The sequence below is a fragment of the Akkermansiaceae bacterium genome (assembly GCA_024233115.1).
In the GTDB taxonomy this organism is placed as follows: Bacteria; Verrucomicrobiota; Verrucomicrobiia; order Verrucomicrobiales; family Akkermansiaceae; genus Oceaniferula.
The window spans coordinates 935,775-954,781 of record JACKQB010000001.1 but is presented as its reverse complement, the minus strand read 5'-3'; the positions used below and the strand labels follow the sequence as shown (position 1 = coordinate 954,781).

Below are 19,007 nucleotides of genomic sequence, written 5' to 3'. Positions count from 1 at the left end.
AACAGGAGACACGTCGACGAACGATCCTGCTCGGTGATAATGTAGATTCGTTTGCCGCCGCCAACTTGGTAGCAGCTCAGGATACGAAATCCTTCTTCGAGCGCTTCCTCGTTCGCTTGCTTGTCCTCGTCGCACAGGTCTCCCCAGTCACCGCAATGGTGACGATGAAGGTAGGATTGCAGGTTGATCCCAAGAGCGATTGCTCCGGGCGTGGCGACGATTTTCCCGAGTGGGAAACGTGGGTTCATGAGTCGGTATGCCATGGTATCCGCTCTGCCATATCGGCACCCGATGTCCATGGCTAATTACGGCTTTCGTAGTGGGAACAAAATACCTCCGAAAGACATGGACGTGCCCGCTCACTCTGGCAGATGAGAGATGATGAGAGAACCAAACCCATTCCCAAAGTCAGAGATATTAAACAAAGTCCGCAAACTCCTCCGCCTGGCCGACCGGTCACGCGGTGCCACTGAAAACGAAGCAAAGGTGGCGCTCTCCAAAGCACAGGAGTTGATGACCCGCCACAACATCGACTCGGCCCTGCTCCGCATGAAAACCGGAAAGAAGGCGGGTATTGACGTCACCAAGGGCCTCTACGAGTTACCCAAGTCCCTCAACCCGGCGGACATGCTGATCCTGTCCCTGCTTCAAGGACACTTCAACGTGCGGGTCATCCTGATGTCCGGGCATCGCAAGACGCCGGTCGATATCATCGGCGCACCCGAGGACGTGGACTTCGCGATCTACGCTCTGTCCTTCCTACGGCAGACCTTCTTCCGCTGTTGGAACGAGTTCAAGAAGACCGCGTGGAATCCCGACCGCGCATCCTACTACCGGGGACTACGCGATGGAATACACGCCGAACTTAACACCGCAAAGCAACGTGCCGAGGATTCCTACGGCGACGACGCCCGCCAAACCTACGCGCTGGCCGTGGTCGACCAGAACGCAGCAATCACCCGCTATGTCGACGAGAATTACGGCAAACTTCGCAACCGGACCCAGCGCCGCCGTCGGGTTGATTCGGCGAGCTACTTCGCTGGTGAAACAAAAGGCCGGACCATCCGCATCAACCGCCCACTCAATGACAACCAACAATGAACCCCAAACCACAACAACAATGGACAAACTGTATTACATAGTCTGCGAAGACAAAGAAACCACGCTATTCGAGGGCCGTTATCAGGGACGCACTCGTGGAGCAGCCCTCAAGTTCCTGAAACAGTCCCTCGGCCGCAAGAGTCTCAACGGATTGGTCTTCACCATCACCGAGATTCCGGTCCCGCTGATCCGTGAGATTGTCACTGAGATTCTTGCCGGAGGAGATGGAACCGGCGCGGCGAATGTCGTGCCGATCAAGCCCCCCGAGCCAGAACCCCCGGCGGGACGCTACGATGCCTTCGCCGATGCGGCTGAGCCCGACTCACCGCCAGCAGAGGGCCCGGCACCCAAGAAACACCCGAAAAAGAAACGCACCGCGAAGGTCGGAAACCCCGGACTGGGCGAGGCAATCTGGTCGGAGGCCCGGGCGTTCTGGAAGAAATGCCGAAGCATCAAGCAAACGGCTGACAAGTTCGGGCTCTCGCCCAACAGCGTGAAAACCCGCGCCCGCCGCGAAAAATGGAGGGAGGAGGCATGATCGACTGGACACCGAAAGTCGGAGACGGTGCCACCGTCTGCCGCTACTCAGACCGGACCGCATGCACGATCATCAAGGTCAGTGCGAGCGGCAAAACGATCCACCTGCAGGAAGACGTCGCCACACTCGACGACTGGAAGCCCGAGATCGTGCAGGGCGGATTCGCCGGCCACTGCGTGAACAACACGAGCCAACGCTACACCTATCACCCAAATCCGGAGGGGGCTGTTTATCGAGCATCCCTCCGCAAGGACGGTCGCTACCGAACCACTAACAACGAGCGGGTAATCCCCGGTCGTCACCACTTCCACGATTACAATTTCTAATGCGCACCGAAGTCACACGCTACCTCAAATCCGATGGCTACCCATCGCGCTACTGGGCGGTGCTCGTCGATGGTGAACTGCTCGCCGTGACGGTCTACCGCAAGGGCGCTGAAGCGGTTGCTTCGGCCCTCACCAACTCCAACCACGATTCCCATGGCACGACCCTTGAAGATTCAGCAAACAGAGGCAACCAGCCCGACAACGCCTCCACTGGCTTGCGTTCGGGCCGCATTGGCTGACCTCGAAAGCTGGCTTGATGTAGGCGGGTGTTGACACCACTGGAAGCGACGATGACCGATGATCCCAAAGCCCGCACCCTCGCCAACGGCATCGAAGTCTGGTGCAGTTACGACAAGCTGGTGCCAGTGGGCGAACTGAAGCCAAACCCGCGCAATCCAAACACCCATCCGCAGCGACAAATCGAGCTGCTCGCCAAAAACATCCGTTACTTCGGATGGAGGCAGACGATCACCGTCTCCAAGCGTAGTGGGCTGATTGTCTCCGGCCACGGTCGACTGATGGCCGCAAAACAGCTCGGCACCGAGGTCGTGCCCGTCGACTTTCAAGACTTTGCCAGCGAAAACGACGAACTTGCCGTGCTAGTTGCAGACAACCGCCTGGCTGAACTCTCGACCGTTGATCTAAACGAGTTGGAAAAAATCGCGGGTGAATGGCAGGAGGCTGACTTCGACACGATCCTTGCCGGGTTCGAACCAGCCGACCTCGACGCTCTGCTCACCCCCGATCCTGAGGAGGAAGAAGCGGACGACGACCGCCACGACAAAGAATTGGAGAAGAGCGATGTCACCGTCGCGGTCGGACTTTACCGGTTCCGTATCAGTCAGGACGAGTTCATCGCTTGGTGCGATCGGCTGAAGCAGGACGCTGGATTCGACAAGGACAGCGTTCTCCAAGAAATCCGAACCCGCCTCGACCTGTGATGATCACACTCGAACCCATAGACGCCATTCGGCCTTCGACCTACAACCCACGCTCCGCTGTCCCGGAACGTCTGGACTTGATCGAGCTATCGCTTCAGAAACTCGGATTTATCGCCCCGATTTTCGCAGACTCGGACGGGGAAATCCTCTCTGGTCACCAGCGCCACCTGGTCGCCGAACGCATGGGAGCGACGCACGTCCCGGTGTTCCGGACCAAGGCGCTCGACCTCGACCAACGAAAGGCTCTCAACATCGTATTCAACCGTGCCACCAACGACTTCGACTTTCATCATACGCCCGGGAAAGTCACCAGCGAACTTAAATCCATCGACATACAAGCGCTGGCCGAGAGCATCCCCAACAAGAAGGTTGGAAGCGACGAATTTCTACGCTGCCTGCCTGCGGAAGTGCCAGTGAAGGATCTATGCAGAGCGAACGCAGGACGTTGGATTCAGTATGCCCGCAATCTTGCCCGGACGCTCCACCGTCACGGCATCCTCATGCCCATCGTCTGCCGTGAAGATCTGACTGTGATCAACGGGATTGGCCGGCTCGAAATGCTTGCCGAGAAGAAGGTGACCAATGCTCCGGTTGTATTCGTCACGGATGACGAGGCAGAGTTCGCCCGAGCCATGATGAACCTGCTCTCGATGGACTTCGACATCCACACCCGCTATGCTGACATGCTGCGGTTCAACTCATTCCGGAGGGCTCGACGGGTCAGGCGTGAACTCGGAAATGGCTTCATCTTCGCCACCCATGGAGCGAAGCCGTGCCACACTTTCGACATTGGCAGGCCTAACGACCGGGCTCGTTGGATCAAGGAACACGGCACGACCATTCTCGACTTCGGAGCCGGGCACCTGACCGAAACTTTTCTGCTCCGCCAACAGGGAATCGACTGCACTCCATTTGAACCGTACCGGCTTGGTCCTGGCGGGATCAATAAGGACGAGAGCGTGGACCTTGCCCGCGAGTTCCTTGCCGAGGTGGCAGCAGGCAAGGAATGGACGAGCATCTTCATTGCAAGTGTTCTTAATTCGGTGCCGTTCCGAGAAGACCGCGAGCACATCGCCTGCCTATGCGCTGCCCTGTGCAAACCATTCACCAAGGTCTATGCCTGCGCCTCCTCGGCCGGGGAATCAGGGTGGAGGCAGGTCAATGGCAAGGCGTTTATGAATGAGAGCAACGCGGGCAATATCGCGTTCCGTCTGGACTACGAGCCAGGCATCCGCATCGGCGATTTCCAAGACAAACCCAAGGTCCAGAAATATCATACGATCCCCGAGTTCCGAGACCTATTCGGCCAGTTCTTCCGCTCGGTGAAGGTCGATGACTTTTCCAACAACATCAACGCATCCTGCGCATCAGCCCGCCCGGTCGATCACGCGAAACTCCGTGCCGCTATCGAGTTCGAGTTCAATCTCCCCTATCCGGACGGCACCCGCATGAATCTCGTGCAATGCGCTATGGACGCTTTCTCCCAACGTCTTCAAACTGACCTACTATGAATACCGTTACCGCCGACCCATCCAAAAAGGTGATCCTTCTCGACCTGAACTATACCCTGGTGGCGAACAACCCGCCGCGAGGAACGACCCCTCCGCGCATGGAGACCCGCCTCGCCTCGGAAGAATACCGGCAATGGTTGGTCGAACTGGTTAGACCGCACACGGTCATCTTAATTTCGGCGCGGCCAGAAACATGGATGGTGCGCACGCTCGACCGGATCGAGCAAAAGACCGGGTGGCGACCAGACGACGCCTGCTTCGCACCGAAGGGTTGGTGGAATCCGCCAGCCATCAAGGAGCACCTGCTCAAGAAGGCCATCTTCCCGGTCCATGGTGAGGATGCCCGCTACATCGCCATTGAAAGCAATCCCCGAACCCGTGAAATGTACGCTCGTTACGAGATCCCGTGCATCTGGGTGGCGAAGGAAGGCACATGCCTTACCGAAGGGACGCGGATAATGAAACGCCTGCCCCGTTGACATACTCAACGCAGGCATGAGCGAAGATCGCGATCACGTGATGCCCGCAGGGCAATGGCAATTTGACGGCGAGGTCACGGCCGTGTTCGATGACATGCTTCAGCGCAGCATCCCACAATACAATGCAATGCGGATGGTCACCTTCGAGGTTGGGCGTAACTTTGTCCAACCCGGAACCACAATCATCGACATGGGATGCTCACGCGGCGAGGCACTCTTGCCCTTCGTATCCAATTTAGGGGCGGCAAACGACTACATCGGTTTGGAGATCAGTGAACCGATGATAGAGGCAGCAAGGACCAAGTTTTCCAAACACCCACACGGAGATCGCGTCACCATCCAGTCTGCCGACCTCCGGCACGAGTTCCCATGTGTGACCTCCAGTGTCGTCCTGTCGGTGCTCACGCTCCAGTTTACCCCAATCGAATACCGCCAGCGCATCATCCGCCGGGTGTTTAATTCCCTCGCTCCAGGCGGTGCGTTCATTCTGGTGGAGAAGGTCTTGGGCGCAACCTCTGAACTTGACGACGCCTTCGTTGACCTGTTCCTGGCGATCAAGAAACAGAACGGCTATTCCGAAGCCGAGATTGATCGCAAGCGGCTGTCGTTAGAGGGTGTGCTCGTCCCCGTCACCGCCCGCTGGAACGAGAACCTTCTCCATGAAGAAGGTTTCCGCTCAGTTGATTGTTTCTGGCGGCACTTGAACTTCGCAGGGTGGGTAGCGGTAAAACCATGAGCAAGGCACTCCCATCGGATGAGGCCAGGTCACCGCTCGACCCGGAGATTGCAGGGAAGATTCTCGACGCCGACTTTCAGAACATCGTTAAGAAAGTCGCCGCCGGCAAGCCTCTTACCGTAGCTGAGCGTACCCGTATCGAAGCGCGTGCATCCGGAAGCACCGACACGACCGCCTACGCCAAAACGAAGGTCGAGCTTGCCGACTTGCTCGGTGTCACCAGGCGAACACTCAGCTCATGGCAAAAGCGGAAGGGAGCTCCGAAACCACTCTCCAATGGGATGTGGTCGGTATCCGCATGGCGTGAGTTTGTCCGTGAAAACGGACTAAAAGGATCTACGAAACCAACGGTCAACGAAGAGGCACTCAAAGCCCGCAAGCTCTTGGCCGAAGTGGAAGAACGTGAACTGAGGATCGCGGTCAAGAAAGGTGAATACGTGCCACTCACGAAAGTCCGGGAGGAGTGGATCGGACTCGTCGCACAAGCGACTTCTGTTCTTCGGGCGAAGTTTGAGAACGAGCTTCCTCCGGTTCTATCCGGACTCGACGCCACCGGCATCCAGCGGGAATGCCGCAAGGCGATTGATGAGGTTCTGCGCTGTCTCCACGAGTCATGAAGGTGCTGCACGACATCTGGCGCGAGGCCTGGCAACCGCCCGACCGACGACCACCATGGGAATGGTGCGAGGAGCACATCAACGGCATCCCGTATTCACCAAATCCCGGACGCTTCCGCTCCGAGAACTCCCCGTGGATTCGCGAGGTCATGGAAGCCGTGGTCGATCCACGTATCCGGCTCGTCTCGATCATCGCCTCAGTCCAGTCGTCTAAGACCACCGCCCCCGAGCTGACTCTCTGCTACATCATCTCGAACCTACCGGGACCGGCATTGTGGCTCGACCAGACCGATGAGGACGCCCGTGACTACTCGGAAGCTCGCCTCCAAAAACTCTTCGACCAATGCGAGCCGGTCGCCCGTCTGATGCCCACAGGCATTCATCGGCACAAGCGGAAGAACAACGCAATCCACTTTAATAATGGCATGGTGCTCTGGATTCTCGGAGCCCATAACAAGACGAACCTCCAACGACGTTCGATCCGCTGGCTTGTCGGTGATGAAACGTGGCGCTGGCCCGAGGGACACATGGCGGAAGCCGAGGCGAGAGTCACCGCCTTCGGATGGCTTGGGAAATGCATCTTCATGAGCCAGGGAGGCGAGGAGGACGACGACACCCACCGAAAATTCCTCACCACCGACCAGCGCGAGTGGACGTTTGCCTGCCCAAAATGTCACCACCGGCAACCGTTCAAATGGGAAAACGTCGAGTGGAGCAAGTCGGCCAAGGATGATTTTGGGGAATGGGATTTTGACGAGGTTCGGCGAACCACCTCGATGCGGTGCGAGTCGTGCAACCACTACTTCAACGACTCCGAGCGCACTCGCCGGGAACTCAATGCGTTCGGGAAGTTTATCAAAAAGAACCCGAAAGCGTCTGCTGAGAACGTCGGTTTCCACTGGAACGCCTTGTGCGCGATGAGCTGGGGAGCCTTGGCCGAACTCTACCTCAGGGCAAAAGCGGCAGCCCGGAAGGGTGACGTGACCTTGCTTCAACAGTTTTACCAGAAACGGCTCGGATTGCCGTGGCGTGAATACGTCGAAGACTACAAGCTGGAGATCGTCAAATCCGGCTACAAGCGAGGCGAGAGCTGGGAGGAAGAAGGTGCCATTGACCCACGAACCGGAGGCGTGCTGGCCGCTCCTCTACCCGAACGCAAAGGACTGATCCCGCTGCGCGTTCTCACGGTGGACTGCCAGTTGGACCACCTCTTTGCCGTTGTGCGGTCATGGTCCGAAGACGGATCATCCCGACTGGTCTGGAACGAAAGGATTCTCACTTTCACCGACATCGACATCCTCCAGGAGCGCTTCGACATCCACCCGAGTCTTGTGTTCCTCGATGCTGGGTATGCGACCTATGACGTATACCGGGAGTGCGCCAAACGCGGATGGGTCGCGCTGATTGGTGATCGCCGCCCAGTCTATGCTCACAAAAGTCGGGACGGAAAACGAATCCAGCGCTTCTACTCTCCTCGCCGTAGAGTCGTCTTGTCCCACCGGCAGCATTGCCACGTCCATTATTGGAGCAACCTAAACATCAAAGACACACTCGCCCGCCTGCGCCGAAACCAAGATCCAGCACAGGGGCCGACGTGGGAGGTGCCCGATGACATCGACGACGAGTTCCTCGCACAGATGGAGAGCGAACAACGGATCAAGGAACGTGGCCAATGGATGTGGAAGCAAATAGGCAGCAGGCCGAACCACTACTTCGATTGTGAGGCGATGCAGGCCGCCGCAGCGACTATGCTCAAGATCGTCGGCCGCGAGTCGGTCAGGGAGACAGCGTCGGTTGACGACGAAGCCGGGGCATCATGAAGCACTCCATTCTTCTGCTCGGTATTGCCACCTTTCTTACGTCCTGCACCACCTCGCCCCCGGTTAGTGGAACCATCGTCACCGAACAGGGTGAAATCCGAGTGACGCCCGATGGCAGGATTGAAGTCGTGATTGAGCCTCGTCCAACCAAGTGAGCCGCAGTTGACGCATCCACCCGGTCATGAGCAAGACGATCTGGAAAAAAATCCAGTCCTTCGTTGGAGTAGAAGCGGATGGAATCCCCGGGCCGATCACGGCAAGGGCCGTCATGGAACAGTTGGGCATTGGCACCCCGAAACCAACCCCCAATCCGGTTCCCACCGAGTTCGACTCACGCTCTGAAAAGAACCTTGCCACCCTCGCGCCAAATGCCCAGCGCAAGGCTCGTGAATGGCTACGGATGTGCCAGGAAGCCGGAATCTATGTGAAAATCATCTGCGGCACCCGGAGCTATGAGGAACAGGCCGCGCTCTACGCCAAGGGACGCACCGAGCCTGGGAAGAAGGTCACCAATGCACGACCCGGCTACTCGTGGCACAATTTCGGGGTGGCGTGGGATTTTGTTGTCTTTGACGAGCAAGGCCAACCCCAATGGGACAGTCCGCTCATGGACCGGTGCGGAAAGATCGGTAAAGAAATCGGCCTTGAATGGGGTGGAACCTGGAAGCGGTTCGTGGACAAAGCACACCTGCAGCTCGATATGGCGATCACTCTGGCAGAGGCACGCCAGCGGGTGAAGGACGGAAAGACCGTCGCTTGACACGGGGCGTAATCACATGGCCCGCGGATTGTTTGTAACCGGATTCACTCTTGTCGAGGTCCTCGCGGTTCAAGCGAGGGCGAAGGAGCTTTTGCTTGAAGGCAAGACGCTCATGAACTGGAGCGATTCAGGAACGTCAGCCGGAAAGCAGTTCACCATGCCCGTCGACGAGGTGCTTGCCGAATGCGCCCACGCGCTGCGGGTCCTTGACCCCGACACCTATGGAAGACCGTCCGGCCAGGCTTCGGTTTCCTTCATCTCCGGCCACCTCCCGAAATGAATATCCTTCAACGCATCGCGGTTCGCCTGCTCTTTGGCACCGGCCCATACGAGGCCGCCAACACTTCGTCGCGCCGGGGAAGCATCCCGGGCGCAGCGCCACAGGATGCCAAGTTTGACCTCACCGCATCCGTGCGTAGCGAGCTGGTCCGACGCTCACGCTACCTGGTGAAGAACTCGGGGTTCTTCCGAGAATTGGTCGGCAACATGGCCCTCTACGCGGTGGGTGATGGTATCCGTCCCCAGGCCCTTACTCCGGATCAGGAGTGGAACCGGGCGGCAGAAGAATATTTCCAGCGATGGGCACGCCGTGCCGACATCACGGGGCGTTTCAGTTTTTCCGAATGCCAGCACCTTGCGTGCCGGGCGCTGGATACCGATGGTGAAATCTTCATTCACCGCGTGTTAGACGACAGCGAGTTACCCAAACTTCAGCTGATCGAGGCTCACCGGATTGGTGATGACGGAGAAGACAAAACCATCGACGGTGTTAGGCTCGATTCCGTAGGGCGACCAGTTGCCTATCGCTTGCTGGATGACGATGGTGGATTCGATGACATGGAGGCCGCACTCGTTCTCCATGTATTCGAGCCTGACGCACCAAGTCAGGTTCGGGGCGCTCCAACTTTGCAACACTCGATCAACCACCTGCTCGATGAGATGGAACTGTTGGCTCTGGAAAAGCACGCGGTAAAAGACAATGCGGATGTGTCCCGAGTCCTCAAAACAAACCGGAGTGATAGTGAAGATACCGGCGATTTCCAGATTCAGGGAGCAACCGCCACCAGTGAACCGAGCGACCCGACCACGCTTCAGCAGATCATCGGCGGAAAGATGGTTCGGCTGAATCCAGAAGAGGATTTGGAGAGCTTCCAAAGCAACCGCCCTTCCCCCACGTTCACCGGCTTTCTGGAACATCTCCGACGAGACTCGGCACTCGGCATGATCCCGTTCGAATTTGCGGCAGACTCGTCCAAGGTCGGAGGTGCCGGGGTGAGACTCGTGGTCGCAAAGGCTGACCGGAGATTCTCACGACGCCAGACCGTGTTGATCGAGCGAATGGTTCGACCGAGCTGGCTGTTCGTAATCGGACATGCGATTCGCGCTGGCAAGCTTCCTGCCATCGAGGACTGGACCCGCGTGACGTTCACCACGCCAAGGCGTATCACAGTCGATGCCGGACGCGAGGCCCAACAGAACCGCGCGGACGTGGAGATGGGCCTCAAGACATTGGCCGAGCACTTTGCGGAACTCGGGATGGACTTCTCCGAGGAAATGGAGATTCGCGCCCAGAATGCAAAAGCACTTCTCGCCCTCGCCGAGAAATACGAGGTTCCTCTGGAACTACTTTACCGGCCCTCTGGCGGGCTGGACTCATTGACACCGCAACCCCCGGCGTGAACGCGTCACTGCCCGAACTTCTCCACCACCACCCATGGCTCATCACAGCTGAAGCTCATGCTTCCTTGGCCGACCTAGTTGCTACCTCGTCCACATCGGGGACAGGCTCCGAGGTCAGTGAACAGAATGAGGCCAAGGTGGAAGCGGACGCCGGCCTTGCAGTCATTCCCCTGCAAGGCGTGATGCTGCGTCGCCCGGACCCAATCGCGAGACTCTTCGGAGCGACAGATACTGAGAGGGTCAGGAACGCCGTCGAACTTGCCGCTGGAGACCGCTCTGTGGGAGCGATCCTGCTGGACATCGACTCACCAGGCGGATCGATCAATGGCACCCCGGAACTCGCAACCGCTGTAAGGAATGCCGCCACCCGCAAGCCGGTCTATGCCTTCAGTGCAGGCATGATGTGCTCGGCCGCCTATTGGGTCGGATGCCAGGCCGATGTCCTCTACGCCGCACCGAGCGCTCGCATCGGCTCCATCGGCGTGCTTCTTCCTGTCGTCGACCGCACCGAGGCATACGCCAAGGCCGGTGTGAAGATCGAGGTCTTCGCCGCTGGCAAATTTAAGGGCGCAGGTATGCCGGGAACAAGCCTGACCGAAGACCAACGGGCTTGGCTCCAGCAGGGCGTGGAGGAAACATGGACACAGTTCAAGGATGCGGTTCGTTCCCGTCGTCAGGTGGCCGATGGCGCGATGGAAGGTCAGCACTTCCCGGCAGGCTCCGCTCTTGGTCACGGATTGGTTTCCGGACTTGCCGACACCCGTGCAAAAGTCGAACGGCGCATCCGGTTCCGACACCTTGGTTGACACGGGAGCCACCGGCAAATGCAGACGCTCGACGAACAACTCGATGCCGCCATCGCCGAGAAGCGTGATCTCGAATCGCAGCTCTCCGACGCGAAGGGACTCCTCGATGAAGCGCTCAAGGAAAATGAGACGCTCACTACCGCCAACAAGGAACTCAAGGAGCAGGCGGAACACGCTAGCGGCTTGATTACCGGACTCGAAACCGACCTCAAGACCGCCCAGGACGAGCTTGAGAAGCTCAAGGCTGAAGCCAAGTCCGCAGAGGAACGCGCCGCCGAATACTACGGGGCCGCCTCACCGAAACCCGCTCAGGCAACCCCGAAGGGCGACAGCCAAGGCAAGCCACTTGCCGAACAACTCTCCGAGATCTCCGACCCGGTCAAGCAGACCGCGTTCTGGCAGCAGCTCACCGACGAGCAACGTGCCGAACTTCTCGCCGCCCAGTAAACGCCGCCTCCGACACCCACACTAACAGACTTCTCCGATGGCCAACACACTAACGAACGTCAAAGACATTAAGGTCGCCCAAAGCGCCCTTGCCCCTTGGATGCACAACCTGCTTCCGTTGCGGGCGTTCTCGTCCAATTTTTCTCCAGCCCCGGCCGACCGACTCGACACGGTTCGCGTGCCTCTGATCGGTGCGCCCTCCGCATCGAGTGACTTCGCGGGGGACTACACCGCCAACGCGGATTCCACCGTGACCGTGGTTCCCGTCGTTCTCAACAAGCACAAATACAAGACGGTCCACATGACCGCTCGTGAGAACATCGAGACGGCACTCCCTCTTCTTGAAAATCTTGTCGGCTCCGCTATCCGTCAGCTCGCCTACGACGTGCTTCAGGACATCTTTACCGAAATCACGGCGGCCAACTATGGTGCACCTGTGGTCCCGGCATTTGCGGCTACCGACATGACCTACCCGAAAGTGATCGAAATCCGGGAAGGCTGCGCGGATGTGAAGATGCCCGCCGAGATGCGCTCGCTTATTCTCGACGACGCCTACTTCTCGAACCTGCTCGCCGACGATGTAGTGTCGAAGTCCTTCATTACGCCGCTAGCCCAGTCGGGAGTCATCGAAGCCCGCATCAACCGGATTGCCGGGTTCGACATGTATGAAACCACAGTCATGCCAGACAACGGTGAAAACCTGGTCGGCATGGCAGCACACCCGAGCGGCCTTGCAGTGGCCATGCGCTACCTAACCCCCGTTGCCAAATATGACGAAGCAGGGGCGGTGACCGACCCGCAGACCGGCCTCACGTTCGGCTACCTTCGCTACACCGACACTCGGGCGAACAAAATCTACATTACCGTTGAATGTCTCTACGGCTTCAAGGTGGCTCGCGCTGACGGCATCCGTCGCATTGTCGACATCGCCTGATTCCTTCTAACATTGGTTGGCTGGGCCGTCGTGGACGCTGACATCCGCGGCGGCCTTTTTCTTCATCATGACCTTGCAATCCGAAATCATCGCCGACTTCCGCGCCATCCTCGCCGAATCCGGTTTGAAAGTAGAAATCAACGGCATGGGCGTTTCGGCCTTGGTGTCCGAACCTCAGTTTGGCGCTCAGATCGACCTAGGTGGCCTGGTGCCGGAAGCGGCCATGTCGATACGCCTCTTGAAAAGCGATCTGACTGCCAGTCCGATGCACGGGCAACTCCTCACCGTCGACGGAAGCACCTACCGGATCACCACGATCCGCCGCCGTCCCACTTCGCCGTTCATCACACTTGAACTCGCTTCTCCCCATGAGTGACCCGATCCAATTCACCACACGATTGAAGGGAGGAAGCGATGTAGCGAGACTACTCAACCGCTACCCGGAAAAAGTGGGCCGCGCACTAGAATCATTGGTGAAACAGGAAGCCCGTGGACTCGCTGTCGAGCTTGCACGCAATACCCGGCCGTATGGATTTTCGCAGAAAGCAAAGAAGCTGGGTGAGAAGGCTGTGGCGGGCGATATTCTAAAGGTCTTCGCCACACCGGATCAGGCATATGAGAGCGCCCAAGCCGCCGATTCAACCCAAGCCGACCGGTTCTGGGCTCACATCCAGAATCGGCGCTTTGCCCGTGCCCGCAAGGCGCTTGCCGAATCACCATCGAAATGGAAACACCTCCCGGTCGGCAGACTTGATCCGAAGTATCACCAGGAAAGCCGTACAGGTCCATACGCGAACGTCGTGCGGCGTGAGCCAGCTCAGATCGTCACCAGCCGAAAGGCATTGGACAACTACATCGCCCGCATCCAGCGACGAGTCGGATTTGCGAAAGGAGTCTGGATCAAAGCTGCAAAAGCAGTTGGCGGTCGAGTTCGGGGTGCTTCCCAATGGGCGACCCGTCACCGCAAGGCACCCGGAACGGCGACGGTAAAAACCGGCTCGAAACCATCGGTTACCTTGACCAGCCGACTCGACTACATGGACGAGGTGCTGAGTGAAACCGGTGTTCGACTCGCGATGGAAGTCGCGTCCGGACGATTGCGCAGGGCTCTGGCTACATCCCTCCGGAAGATTAACAAACGGACGAGGCGAAAAATCAGGCGGGCCGGTTGAAATGGACGTCAATTTACCATATAACGCCACCCACATGAGCAACGAACGATCCAATCCAGATATATTTGGGGTTCCCGGCCCTGTCGTTTTTGGCCCCAATCCAAAGGGTGGCGACAATCTAACGTGGAGTTCATTGCGCGAGATGGAGAATTCACAGGAGAGAATCGTGGCATTGGAGGCTCGCCTGAGAAGCTATCTTGTGGATGGGCTATCCAATGCAGCCGAAAACGCCCACCCTTTCTCCTCAGCAGCCCTAGTGATGATTGGTATTGAAGCATTTGGAGAAATCCTATTCCGAGACGGATCAAAAGGAGAGGATGCAAGCAAGCAACGCTTCTGCGATGCATGCAGCAAGATCGACCAGAAATTTGGCAGGCAACTACCAAAAACAGGTGCTCAAGCATTCGCTAGACGCTGGAACGTCTCCAAGCCCAAAAGCATGGGCGAGATCGTATACACATTCTTTCGCAATTCGATAGTTCACAGCTTTTACGGGAGGGGATTGTATTTGACGTGTGAAGACACGAAAGATGTGCAACTCACTGACGAAGGTATCGCGATGCTAAATCCAGATTGGCTGCTTAAAAAGTATCGCTGTTCATCCGGAAAGCTTCTCGACAAACTCGTGAAAGAAAAGAATGGCGGAGCGTTGCGCAGAAACGCGTTAAAATACTTGGAGAAACTTCTCAAACAAAGTGATGCCGAAGTTGACGAAGCGTCCGATGCAGGATGCCCAACCTGATTGAAGATGCTCTGGCCACAAAACTAGCCACATGGCTAGAGGCCAACCGCCCGGAGGAAATCCCATCCACCGTCCCTATTCACGTCGCTAACCGAGACGAGCTCCGGACCCGGCCATGCATCGTGCTTGCCACCTCCGACACGAAACCAGTATCGGGTGCTCGACACACCACCCGCATTAAACTCGACGTTCACCTTTTCTCCCAGGTCGACGACACGCCCATGGAGGCGAGCGCTGTATGGGCTGCCGAGCTCGCCCATCTCCTTGCCGGAGTATCGGCAATTCAGAATGACCTGAACGATGACACCTTCTACCTCCACGACCTACTACTTCGCGACTCGTCCACCGTGCCGGATGAATCTCGGGGACGGGAGACTGTAATCAGCTATGAGGCAGTCGTTTCCGCTGTGTGACGGTTGACATCCCGGCAGCGGTCAAATGGCCGCATCTCTTCTGGGTACAACCGGCAACTGGGGGATTCCTCAGGATGAAGCCGGTATTCTAATCACCGACCTTTCGTTCGACTTCTCCAACCAAGAGAAGCCAGTCCTCGACAAGGGAGGAGAAATCATTGGCCTCGCGCTCTATCAGGAGATGGCCGAGGTGAAGCTCTCCGGCCTCGTTTCCATGGACACACCGTTTTCCGGAAAGGTCGGAGCCGCGCTCACTCTTGCCAATACCGTGCCGAGCCACCTCAACGGCAGCGGCGGCACCACCATCGTCAACCAGATCTCCCGAAGCCTGAACAACGAGGACTTCGAGAAGATCGACATCACCGCCAAATACTACCCGTTCGTCACGGCGGGAGGCGGCTCCTGATCACCACCACCTGAGATTCCAAGATGAACGCCGTATCGCACCTCTCCTCGACCGCAACCAGTAACACATGTCTTGCGGCTGCCCTTGCATCGGTCGGTATCCCACTAGCCGAGAAACCTTTCGTCCGAGTGGTGGGCGACGGTATTCACGGAGAGCGCGTCGTCTGGTTCTTTGACCCACAGAGTCCGGACGGAAAGTTTCAGACCAAGGAATTGATCAGCGCATGGAACGACGACGCATGGCACCTCGCCAACCCAGAGCATCCATTCGCCTACATCAAGTGTGCCCTCAAGAACCGGGAGCGCTTGGTCGACAAGGTAAAACAGGACGTGCCACTCGCTTGCGTGAAACGCCGGGGCAAGATCGCCCTTTTGCCACTCGATGCCTCTCCCCGAACCGAAGACCTGTTCCTTCGTCACCTTTGAAATTATGGAAGATCCCGACCGACAAAAACTTCTCTCATCCGCCTTCCAAGAGGTGGAAACGATCATTGGTGAGCACTCGATGCGGCCGCTATCTCTGGCCAGCTTTGACGTGCTCCTTCGCACGGGCAACCCGTTGGTGAGGGGTGAGATGCCAGAGGAAGGCACGCCCGAGTTCACCTCCGCGCTAATGGGATTCGTCTACGCCCATTGCGCACCATGGAAGGAAGTCGTTCGTGCGTCCTTCGATGATCAATGCTTTCGCGAGGAGACGCTCATCTTCTGTGGCGACCTCACCCCGACCGACTTCCAAACCGCCTTCAAACGCTTGGAGGAACAGTCAAAAGAACTTGAGGCGGCACAAGTGGAGCCCGCATCGGAGTTGGGCGGAAAAAAGCCATCCCCTGCGACGAGCCCGGATTCATAGCCGCGCAGGTTTTCGCCATCGCCGCAGAGACCGGGTGTCTGAAGATCGAATCCTGTTCATGCCGTTAGCTCGCTCTCTCAATACCAGCACTGTCTTTTCCGTAGAAACTCAATCCGAACACGATGGAGCACGGAGAACCCGGACGGCACCGACCTGCGAGAACAAATCCAAGCCCTCCGCCTCCAATGGAGCAGTTCGGTTGACGCAGTCGACTAAACGTGAGTTCGATGACCGTCACTCTTGGAGCCGACATCACGGCATTGCGTCGGGCAATGGCTGGTGCAACCGACCTCGTGGCATCGTCCGCTCGGCGAATGCGAAGATTGACCAGCGCAGGCTTGGCTGGAATCGGCAAGGGAGGTGCGGTGGCTCTGCAAAGAGTTTCGCTCTCACCGGTGCAGCCCTCAAAGTGGGAATCGGTGGCGCGCTGGCTGGCGGTGCTGCGGCTGTCGCAGGTGGCGTCAAAGCGATCAATGCGGCGGCAGATTTTGAGCAAACCAAGGTGGCATTCACCACTCTGATCGGTGACGTGCAGCGAAGGCCGAGACAACCCTGATGCGACTTCGCAAACTCGGAGCTGAGACTCCGTTCGAATTCCCGAGCTTGCTGACGCCGGCCGTAAATTGATCGCATTCGGCGAGGGCGCTGACACCGTCCCCGAAACCCTTCGACGGATTGGCGATGTGTCGGCAGGCATCCAGGCACCCGTCAACGAGATCGCGGAACTCTATGGCAAGGCTCGTGTCCAGGACGACTATTTGCCGAAGACATCAACCAGCTCACCGGAAGAGGCATTCCAATCATCGGTGAATTGGCGAAGCAGTTCGGCGTGTCCGATTCCCAAGTGAAGAAATTAGTCGAGTCGGGAAAGGTCGGCTTTCCCGCCATCGAGCAGGCATTTGTTTCTCTCACCTCCGAGGGAGGCAAATTTCATGGGATGATGGCTGCCCAGAGCCAGACAACCACAGGACTATTCTCGACCCTGAAGGACGCCATCAACGAAACGTTCCTGATCCTCGGCCAACCGATCAACGATGCACTCCGACCACTCATCGCCGAGGCCATTGTCCTGGTTCAAAAGCTCGCCCCGATGGCAAAACGAGCAGGTGAAGCGGTGAAAGGTGCCATCCAGTTCGTCATCGCCGCTTTCAAAGAGCGGACAGATGCTCAACCTCATCACCACTTCCTTGAAGCTCGGATTCACGGAAGCGATCAATTCGCTGGTGAATGGATTTCGTGTAGCAGTCAGCTTCCTTTGGAATGCCCTCACCGATGGATCAATGTGGGCCAACCTCGGCAAGCTCTACATCGGGGTCGCAATCAAGTTTTACAACAAGATCCTCCGGGGCATGGAGACGGTGATCAACTTCATCGCAGCGGGCATGGAATGGGTTGGAGGTCTGCTGGTGAAGCAACTCCTCAAGATTCCAGGAATGGAGAAGCTGCTTGGATTTGGTGCCGATGACGTAAACACGAACTTTGGTGAGCTTTACCAGCAGAGAAAGGATGGTAAGTTCTTTGGCCTCGATCTCGACAGCATGGAGCAACTTGGCGACCAGTTGACCGGCGAAGGAGCATCGGGCCTCGGTGACCGGCTAGCGGAAGCGGCGGCAAAAGCCATCGAGGATGCCGGGGAAAAAGGAGAATTGATCGACACTTCTGCGATGCAGGATCAACTCGTCGGCGTCATCCGGTCGATTCAGGATGCCATGCCGAAGCCAGAGGATGCAAAAGAGGCTGCCAGCAAAGTCGCTGAGGCCACAACCACGTCAAACACCCCGGGCCTGACGGCACAGAAGACGAGGCTCGCGCCAATTGTCACGTCCCTCGGCAAGGTGGGTGGTGGTGGGTATTCATTTGGAGCGCTGGATGCCCAGCGTGAAAACAACCGCCTGACGAACGAAACCAATCGCTTGCTCCAGGAATCCAACGGGCATCTCAAAAAGATGGGTAACGGAAGAAATTTTACCGCTGCGTTCGGTTGACGCCATGTCCCGGGCAAGATGCCGAGACATGTTGCCATCCAGCCTGGCCGTCTTTACCCGCAGCCCGACTACACGATCCAGATCGACCAAGAGGGCAAGTGGACGGTCAACCAAGTCTTTCTTTGCCACCGGAACTCAGCGGTTAGTCTGATGCCACGCCCCGGTGCGGTGCATCCAGATGTACCATTCGTGGCAGTAAGCCAAGTCATGGCCAGCGTGACGGAAGGTGACCTCGCAGAGATCACTTGCACCTACACCGGAGCAGAAGAATCCGAAGGTCAGGAGGAAGCACATGCGGCCTACACAATCGGTCTGTCCCTGAGCGAGGAACCACTCCTTTCCCATCTCCGATACAAAGACCTCGAAGAAGACGAGGTCGAAGCGCTTCAAGCCATCGCGTCGGGCAAGGAGACGGATGATTCTGGCACGGCCTACAAAGACAAAATCGATAGCGAGCTTGGACTTGAAGCGCTCGCAAAGATCCAGCGCGGACAGGTGTCCTACTATTCGCCCAAAATCACCTGGCGCGAGAGCTTCGTCCGGGACAAGGGGGTGAAAACCACGGAACTGAACAAGATAGGAGAAATCGACGACCCTTCAGGCGACCCTCCCTCATTGGCCCAGGATCGTGACTGGTTGCTCAACGGCGTCACCCAGACACAGGAGGGAAGATCGTTCCGCATCGAGCGTGAGTGGCTGGCCAGTGACAGGGGCGGATGGGACCCGGAAATCTACACCGACTGA

At 57.7% G+C, this 19,007-nt stretch carries 29 protein-coding genes; 28 read left to right on the top strand and 1 reads right to left on the bottom strand.

All coding sequences use genetic code 11. From position 1 onward, the window contains the following. The coding region (locus H7A51_04140) for a hypothetical protein (GenBank protein MCP5535408.1) at positions 1-248 on the bottom strand (248 nt) is incomplete at its 3' end. A gap of 130 nt (positions 249-378) precedes the next feature. Between H7A51_04140 and H7A51_04135 the strand changes: the two genes are divergently transcribed. From H7A51_04135 to H7A51_04000, 28 genes are all read left to right on the top strand, one after another. After that, positions 379-1,101, top strand: coding sequence for a DUF2786 domain-containing protein (locus H7A51_04135; GenBank protein MCP5535407.1), 723 nt, complete (start codon positions 379-381; stop codon positions 1,099-1,101). A gap of 19 nt (positions 1,102-1,120) precedes the next feature. Further along, positions 1,121-1,639, top strand: coding sequence for a hypothetical protein (locus H7A51_04130; GenBank protein ID MCP5535406.1), 519 nt, complete (start codon positions 1,121-1,123; stop codon positions 1,637-1,639). Then, complete coding sequence (locus tag H7A51_04125; protein MCP5535405.1) at positions 1,636-1,965, top strand: hypothetical protein; 330 nt, start codon at positions 1,636-1,638, stop codon at positions 1,963-1,965. The genes H7A51_04130 and H7A51_04125 overlap by 4 nt, the downstream gene beginning before the upstream one ends. Further along, positions 1,965-2,204 (top strand): hypothetical protein, encoded by a 240-nt coding sequence (locus tag H7A51_04120; protein ID MCP5535404.1) that lies wholly within the window; start codon positions 1,965-1,967, stop codon positions 2,202-2,204. Before H7A51_04125 ends, H7A51_04120 begins: the two co-directional genes overlap by 1 nt. Before the next feature lie 51 nt (positions 2,205-2,255). Next, positions 2,256-2,906 (top strand): ParB N-terminal domain-containing protein, encoded by a 651-nt coding sequence (locus H7A51_04115; protein MCP5535403.1) that lies wholly within the window; start codon positions 2,256-2,258, stop codon positions 2,904-2,906. Continuing rightward, a complete protein-coding gene (locus tag H7A51_04110) occupies positions 2,906-4,417 on the top strand; it encodes a ParB N-terminal domain-containing protein (protein MCP5535402.1) in 1,512 nt (503 codons plus the stop codon). Before H7A51_04115 ends, H7A51_04110 begins: the two co-directional genes overlap by 1 nt. Continuing rightward, the gene (locus tag H7A51_04105) at positions 4,414-4,896 is read left to right on the top strand and encodes a hypothetical protein (GenBank protein ID MCP5535401.1); all 483 of its coding nucleotides are present in this window, start codon (positions 4,414-4,416) and stop codon (positions 4,894-4,896) included. The genes H7A51_04110 and H7A51_04105 overlap by 4 nt, the downstream gene beginning before the upstream one ends. Before the next feature lie 16 nt (positions 4,897-4,912). Next, positions 4,913-5,632: a methyltransferase domain-containing protein gene (locus tag H7A51_04100; protein MCP5535400.1), complete on the top strand. Its 720-nt coding sequence runs from the start codon at positions 4,913-4,915 to the stop codon at positions 5,630-5,632. Then, positions 5,629-6,249, top strand: a complete 621-nt coding sequence (locus H7A51_04095) for a hypothetical protein (GenBank protein MCP5535399.1) — start codon at positions 5,629-5,631, stop codon at positions 6,247-6,249. The genes H7A51_04100 and H7A51_04095 overlap by 4 nt, the downstream gene beginning before the upstream one ends. Beyond that, a complete protein-coding gene (locus tag H7A51_04090; protein ID MCP5535398.1) occupies positions 6,246-8,069 on the top strand; it encodes a phage terminase large subunit family protein in 1,824 nt (607 codons plus the stop codon). The genes H7A51_04095 and H7A51_04090 overlap by 4 nt, the downstream gene beginning before the upstream one ends. Beyond that, entirely contained in the window at positions 8,066-8,224 is a 159-nt protein-coding gene (locus tag H7A51_04085; GenBank protein MCP5535397.1) for a hypothetical protein, read from the top strand. Before H7A51_04090 ends, H7A51_04085 begins: the two co-directional genes overlap by 4 nt. 113 nt (positions 8,225-8,337) lie before the next feature. Continuing rightward, a complete protein-coding gene (locus H7A51_04080) occupies positions 8,338-8,829 on the top strand; it encodes a M15 family metallopeptidase (GenBank protein MCP5535396.1) in 492 nt (163 codons plus the stop codon). Between the two features lie 16 nt (positions 8,830-8,845). After that, positions 8,846-9,109 (top strand): hypothetical protein, encoded by a 264-nt coding sequence (locus tag H7A51_04075; GenBank protein ID MCP5535395.1) that lies wholly within the window; start codon positions 8,846-8,848, stop codon positions 9,107-9,109. After that, positions 9,106-10,509, top strand: a complete 1,404-nt coding sequence (locus H7A51_04070) for a phage portal protein (GenBank protein MCP5535394.1) — start codon at positions 9,106-9,108, stop codon at positions 10,507-10,509. The genes H7A51_04075 and H7A51_04070 overlap by 4 nt, the downstream gene beginning before the upstream one ends. Next, the gene (locus H7A51_04065) at positions 10,506-11,315 is read left to right on the top strand and encodes a S49 family peptidase (protein ID MCP5535393.1); all 810 of its coding nucleotides are present in this window, start codon (positions 10,506-10,508) and stop codon (positions 11,313-11,315) included. Before H7A51_04070 ends, H7A51_04065 begins: the two co-directional genes overlap by 4 nt. An 18-nt stretch (positions 11,316-11,333) precedes the next feature. Further along, entirely contained in the window at positions 11,334-11,762 is a 429-nt protein-coding gene (locus tag H7A51_04060) for a hypothetical protein (GenBank protein MCP5535392.1), read from the top strand. A 37-nt stretch (positions 11,763-11,799) separates the two neighbouring features. After that, complete coding sequence (locus H7A51_04055; protein MCP5535391.1) at positions 11,800-12,696, top strand: hypothetical protein; 897 nt, start codon at positions 11,800-11,802, stop codon at positions 12,694-12,696. A 67-nt stretch (positions 12,697-12,763) separates the two neighbouring features. Continuing rightward, positions 12,764-13,072 carry a hypothetical protein gene (locus tag H7A51_04050; protein MCP5535390.1) on the top strand — a complete coding sequence of 103 codons (309 nt, stop codon included), beginning with the start codon at positions 12,764-12,766 and terminating at the stop codon, positions 13,070-13,072. Beyond that, entirely contained in the window at positions 13,065-13,868 is an 804-nt protein-coding gene (locus H7A51_04045; protein ID MCP5535389.1) for a hypothetical protein, read from the top strand. Before H7A51_04050 ends, H7A51_04045 begins: the two co-directional genes overlap by 8 nt. A 34-nt stretch (positions 13,869-13,902) precedes the next feature. Further along, positions 13,903-14,610, top strand: a complete 708-nt coding sequence (locus tag H7A51_04040; protein MCP5535388.1) for a hypothetical protein — start codon at positions 13,903-13,905, stop codon at positions 14,608-14,610. After that, entirely contained in the window at positions 14,598-15,023 is a 426-nt protein-coding gene (locus H7A51_04035; GenBank protein ID MCP5535387.1) for a hypothetical protein, read from the top strand. Before H7A51_04040 ends, H7A51_04035 begins: the two co-directional genes overlap by 13 nt. Before the next feature lie 25 nt (positions 15,024-15,048). Beyond that, entirely contained in the window at positions 15,049-15,429 is a 381-nt protein-coding gene (locus H7A51_04030) for a hypothetical protein (GenBank protein ID MCP5535386.1), read from the top strand. A gap of 23 nt (positions 15,430-15,452) precedes the next feature. Next, positions 15,453-15,854: a hypothetical protein gene (locus tag H7A51_04025; GenBank protein ID MCP5535385.1), complete on the top strand. Its 402-nt coding sequence runs from the start codon at positions 15,453-15,455 to the stop codon at positions 15,852-15,854. Between the two features lie 4 nt (positions 15,855-15,858). Beyond that, the gene (locus H7A51_04020) at positions 15,859-16,278 is read left to right on the top strand and encodes a hypothetical protein (GenBank protein ID MCP5535384.1); all 420 of its coding nucleotides are present in this window, start codon (positions 15,859-15,861) and stop codon (positions 16,276-16,278) included. Between the two features lie 58 nt (positions 16,279-16,336). Further along, entirely contained in the window at positions 16,337-16,834 is a 498-nt protein-coding gene (locus H7A51_04015) for a hypothetical protein (protein MCP5535383.1), read from the top strand. A gap of 67 nt (positions 16,835-16,901) precedes the next feature. Continuing rightward, positions 16,902-17,126, top strand: coding sequence for a hypothetical protein (locus tag H7A51_04010; GenBank protein MCP5535382.1), 225 nt, complete (start codon positions 16,902-16,904; stop codon positions 17,124-17,126). Further along, entirely contained in the window at positions 17,048-17,743 is a 696-nt protein-coding gene (locus H7A51_04005; GenBank protein MCP5535381.1) for a hypothetical protein, read from the top strand. Before H7A51_04010 ends, H7A51_04005 begins: the two co-directional genes overlap by 79 nt. Before the next feature lie 538 nt (positions 17,744-18,281). Further along, positions 18,282-19,007 (top strand): hypothetical protein, encoded by a 726-nt coding sequence (locus tag H7A51_04000; GenBank protein ID MCP5535380.1) that lies wholly within the window; start codon positions 18,282-18,284, stop codon positions 19,005-19,007.